Raw genomic sequence first — 4,096 nt, 5'->3', positions numbered from 1 at the left:
GCAGGGCGGGAAGCCGGTCGAGTTGCTCCGACGGCAGCGCGTCGAAGGGTGCGCAGCGGGCGAGGAAGTCGCGCACCTCGGCCAGTTCCACGTCCACGCCTCCACTGTGGACGCCGACGGCCCGCGGTGTGATCGCTTCACGCGATTCACACCCGCGGGCCGTCGGGGTGGGACGGGTCCCGGCGTGCCGACGCCGGGGAGGCGGTCCGGGCTAGGCGCTGACCGCGGCGACGATCCGGTCGCCCACCTCGGAGGTGACGACGGGTGCGTCGCCGCGCGAACCGAGGTCGGCCTCGACGGCGGCCTCGACGCGCGCGGCCTCGTCCTCCTTGCCGAGGTGGCGCAGGAGCAGGGCCACGGACAGGATGGCCGCGGTCGGGTCGGCCTTGCCCTGGCCGGCGATGTCCGGGGCCGAGCCGTGGACGGGCTCGAACATCGACGGGTTGGTGCCGGAGGCGTCGATGTTGCCGGACGCCGCGGTGCCGATCCCGCCGGTGACGGCCGCGGCGAGGTCGGTGATGATGTCGCCGAAGAGGTTGTCGGTGACGATCACGTCGAACCGCGCGGGGTCGGTGACCATGTAGATGGTCGCGGCGTCGATGTGGCAGTAGTCCACCTCGACCCCCGGGAACTCGGGCGCGACCTCGTCGACCGTCCGCTGCCACAGTCCGCCGGCGTTGACCAGCACGTTGGTCTTGTGGACCAGCGTGAGCCTGCCGCGGCGGGCCTGTGCGCGGGCGAAGGCGTCGCGGACGACACGCTCCACGCCGAAGCGGGTGTTGACCGACGTCTCGGTCCCGATCTCCTGCGGGGTACCGACGCGGATCGCGCCACCGTTGCCGGTGTAGAGGCCCTCGGTGCCCTCGCGCACCACCACGAAGTCGATCTCGCCGGGGTCCTTCAGCGGCGTGGCCGAGCCCGAAAACAGCCGCGAGGGACGGAGGTTGACGTGGTGGTCGAGAGCGAACCGCAGCGGGAGCAGCATGCCGCGTTCGAGCACGCCGGCCGGCACGGAGCGCGGGTCGCCGATGGCGCCCAGCAGGATGGCGTCGTGCTCCTTGAGGCTGGCGATGTCGGCGTCGGTGAGGGTCTCGCCGTTGCGCAGGTAGCGGCGGGCCCCGAGGTCGTACTCGGTCGTGGAGACGTCGGGCACCAGCGCGTGGAGGACCTTGAGCGCCTCGGCGGTGACCTCGACGCCGATGCCGTCTCCGGGGATGACTGCGAGCTTCATGACGGTGTGGGTTCCTTTGCTGCTCGTCAGTCGAGGTTGATCTGGGTGGCGGTGGCGCCGAGGTCGGAGACGATCCGGTCGATCGTCGGCTCGGCGACCGCACGGTCCACGCGCAGGATGAGCGACGCGCCCTCACCGGTGGCGTCCTGGCTCAGGGCGGCGGCCTGGATGTCGATGCCCTCGCCGCCGAGGATCGAGCCCACCTTGCCGAGCACACCCGGGCGGTCGGAGTAGTGGACGAAGAGGTTCTGGCCCTGGGCGCGCAGATCGAAGCCACGCTCGTTGATCCGGACGATCTTCTGCACCTGGTCCAGGCCCGAGAGGGTCCCGGTGACCTTCCCGGTGGAACCGTCGGCCGCGACGGCCGTGACGGTGACCGTGCTGCGGTAGGACTTGGACTCGCTGCGGGTCTCGACCGAGTGCGTGACGCCGCGCTGCTCGGCCATCTGGCCGACGTTGACGAACGTGGCCGGCTCGTCGGTGATGGCGGAGAACAGGCCGCGCAGGGCGGCCAGACCGAGGACGTCGACCTGCTCGGCGGCGAGCTCGCCGGCGACCTCGACGTTGACGGTGGTGGGCACGCCCGGGCACAGGTGGCCGGCGATGAGGCCGACCTTGCGGACGAGGTCGAGCCAGGGGGCGACCTCGTCGCCGACCGGGCCACCGGAGACGTTGACGGCGTCGGGCACGAACTCGCCGCGGAGCGCGAGCAGGACGCTGCGCGCGACGTCCGTACCGGCGCGGTCCTGGGCCTCGGCGGTGGAGGCGCCCAGGTGCGGGGTGACGACGGTGTTCTCGAGCTCGAACAGCGGCGAGTCGGTGCAGGGCTCGGTGTCGAACACGTCGAGCGCGGCGGCGCGGACCTTGCCGGACTTCAGGGCGTCGACGAGGGCGTCCTCGACGATGAGGCCGCCGCGGGCGGCGTTGACGATCACGACGCCGTCCTTGGCACGGGCGAGACGCGCGGCGTCGAACAGGCCGGCGGTCTCCTTGGTCTTGGGCAGGTGCATCGTGATGATGTCGGCCCGGGAGACCAGCTCGTCGATGTCCACGAGCTCGATGCCCAGCTGCGCCGCGCGGGCGGCCGGCAGGTAGGGGTCGTAGGCGATGATGTGGGTCTCGAACGCCGCCAGGCGCTGGGCCACGAGCTGCCCGATGCGCCCCAGGCCCACGACACCGACGGTCTTGCCGAGCAGCTCGACGCCGTTGAAGGAACTGCGCTTCCAGGTGTGCTCGCGCAGCGTCCGGTCGGCGGCCGGGATCTGGCGGCAGGCGGCCATGAGCAGCGCGACGGCGTGCTCGGCGGCAGAGTGGATATTGGAGGTGGGCGCGTTGACCACCATGACGCCGCGCTCGGTGGCGGCGGGGATCTCGACGTTGTCCAGGCCCACGCCGGCGCGGCCGATGATCTTGAGGTTCGGCGCCGCGGCGAGCACCTCGGCGTCGACGGTCGTCGCGGAGCGCACGAGCAGGGCGTCGGCGTCGGCGACGGCCTCGAGGAGCTTCGGACGATCCGGGCCGTCCACCCAGCGGACCTCCACGGCGTCGCCGAGCGCGTCGACGGTCGACTGGGCGAGCTTGTCGGCGATGAGGACGACGGGACGTCCGGATGCTGTCACAGTGGGATCTCCTCGGTGTCAAAACGGGCAGGGCCAGTCTAGGCCACCTGTCACCGCCGTCGATCAGTGGCCGGTGCGGCCCGGGCCGCCTACCGTGGCGGGGAGTCCGGCCCGACGGTCGCGCCCCATCCGGCCGCCGTCGTGGCACGGGCACGCCGACGAACACACCGACGAGCCCACCGCCGCGCGACGAACGGAAAGCCCCGATGCCCCGCAGCCCCCGGTCGACACCGCCCCCGCTCCGCTTCCCCGACCCGTGGTTGCCGGTGCTGGCACCGGCGCGCGGTGCGACGGCGGTGGCGACGTACCTGCGGGCGCACCTGTACGGCGCGGCGGTGGGCCGCAGCATCCTCGACCGCTGCATCAGCGCCGTGGAGCCGGCCGACCGCGTGCGCCTGGTACCGCTGCGTGCCGAGTTCGACCGGGAGATCGACACCGCCGCGGCCCTGCTGCGTCGCCTGTCGGTGGTGGGCGCGCCGGGTCGCGGTCTGCTCCGGGCGTCGTCCGCGGTGACCCTCTCCGCGTTACCCGTGGGGCCGGTGTTGCGCGATCCGTTGGCGCGGCTCGCCGTCCTGGAGACGCTCCGCACCCTGGTGGTGGCCAAGCGCTCGATGTGGGAGCTGCTCGCGGCGTCGTGGGTCGCCGACGACCCGGCGCCCGGCGGTGACGACGACGAGCTCCGCGTCCACGACACCGGCCGGCGGCTGCGGGGTCTCGCGGAACAGGCCCGGGCGCAGGAGGAGTTACTGGAACAGTTGCGCCGGACCTACGGCCTGGCGGTCTTCGGGTGAGCGCCGCCGGGATCGTGCGCGCGGACGTCATCGTGGTGGGCTCGGGCCCGAGCGGTCTGGCGGCGGCCGTGATGTGCGCGCGTGCCGGGCGGAAGGTCGTGGTCCTCGAGGCGCAGGACACCATCGGCGGCGGCTGCCGGACTCTGCCGATGTCCGACGTCGCCGGCGACATCCCGGACGATCTCGCCGACGGCCTGTTCGTGGACCCCTGTTCGGCCGTGCACCCGATGGCGGGGGCCTCGCCGTTCTTCCGCGACTTCGACCTGGCGGCCCACGGCGTCGAGCTGGCCGTGCCCGCGGTGCAGCTCGGGCACGCCCTGCCGGGCCGGGACGCGATCGTCGTGCCGTCCGGCCCCTCCCCCGCGACCCTCGCCGAGGGGTTGGGTTCGCGCGAGGAGGCCGACCGGTGGTGGAGCGTGATGGGCCCGCTGGGCCGCCGCGCCGAGGACGTGGTC

General features: G+C 73.1%; 4 protein-coding genes. 2 read left to right on the top strand and 2 right to left on the bottom strand.

Going from position 1 to position 4,096, the window contains the following annotated elements:
* Nucleotides 1-211 precede the first annotated feature (211 nt).
* Together G6030_RS16195 and serA are read right to left on the bottom strand one after the other, a co-directional pair.
* Nucleotides 212-1,231, bottom strand: coding sequence for a 3-isopropylmalate dehydrogenase (locus tag G6030_RS16195; RefSeq protein ID WP_182643816.1), 1,020 nt, complete (start codon nt 1,229-1,231; stop codon nt 212-214).
* Between the two features lie 26 nt (nt 1,232-1,257).
* Nucleotides 1,258-2,850: a phosphoglycerate dehydrogenase gene (gene serA / locus G6030_RS16190; RefSeq protein WP_007627150.1), complete on the bottom strand. Its 1,593-nt coding sequence runs from the start codon at nt 2,848-2,850 to the stop codon at nt 1,258-1,260.
* Nucleotides 2,851-3,056: 206 nt separating this feature from the next.
* Between serA and G6030_RS16185 the strand changes: the two genes are divergently transcribed.
* Together G6030_RS16185 and G6030_RS16180 are read left to right on the top strand one after the other, a co-directional pair.
* On the top strand, nt 3,057-3,641 hold the full coding sequence (locus G6030_RS16185; RefSeq protein ID WP_182643815.1) for a hypothetical protein: 585 nt from the start codon (nt 3,057-3,059) through the stop codon (nt 3,639-3,641).
* Nucleotides 3,638-4,096, top strand: a 459-nt coding sequence (locus G6030_RS16180; protein WP_182643814.1) for an FAD-dependent oxidoreductase, incomplete at its 3' end; no start/stop codon positions are given. The genes G6030_RS16185 and G6030_RS16180, both read left to right, overlap by 4 nt.

The sequence above is a fragment of the Dietzia sp. E1 genome (genome assembly GCF_014145015.1).
GTDB lineage: Bacteria > Actinomycetota > Actinomycetes > Mycobacteriales > Mycobacteriaceae > Dietzia > Dietzia cinnamea_A.
The sequence above is the reverse complement of the archived record's forward strand: the minus strand, read 5'-3'. Positions and strand labels throughout refer to the sequence as shown.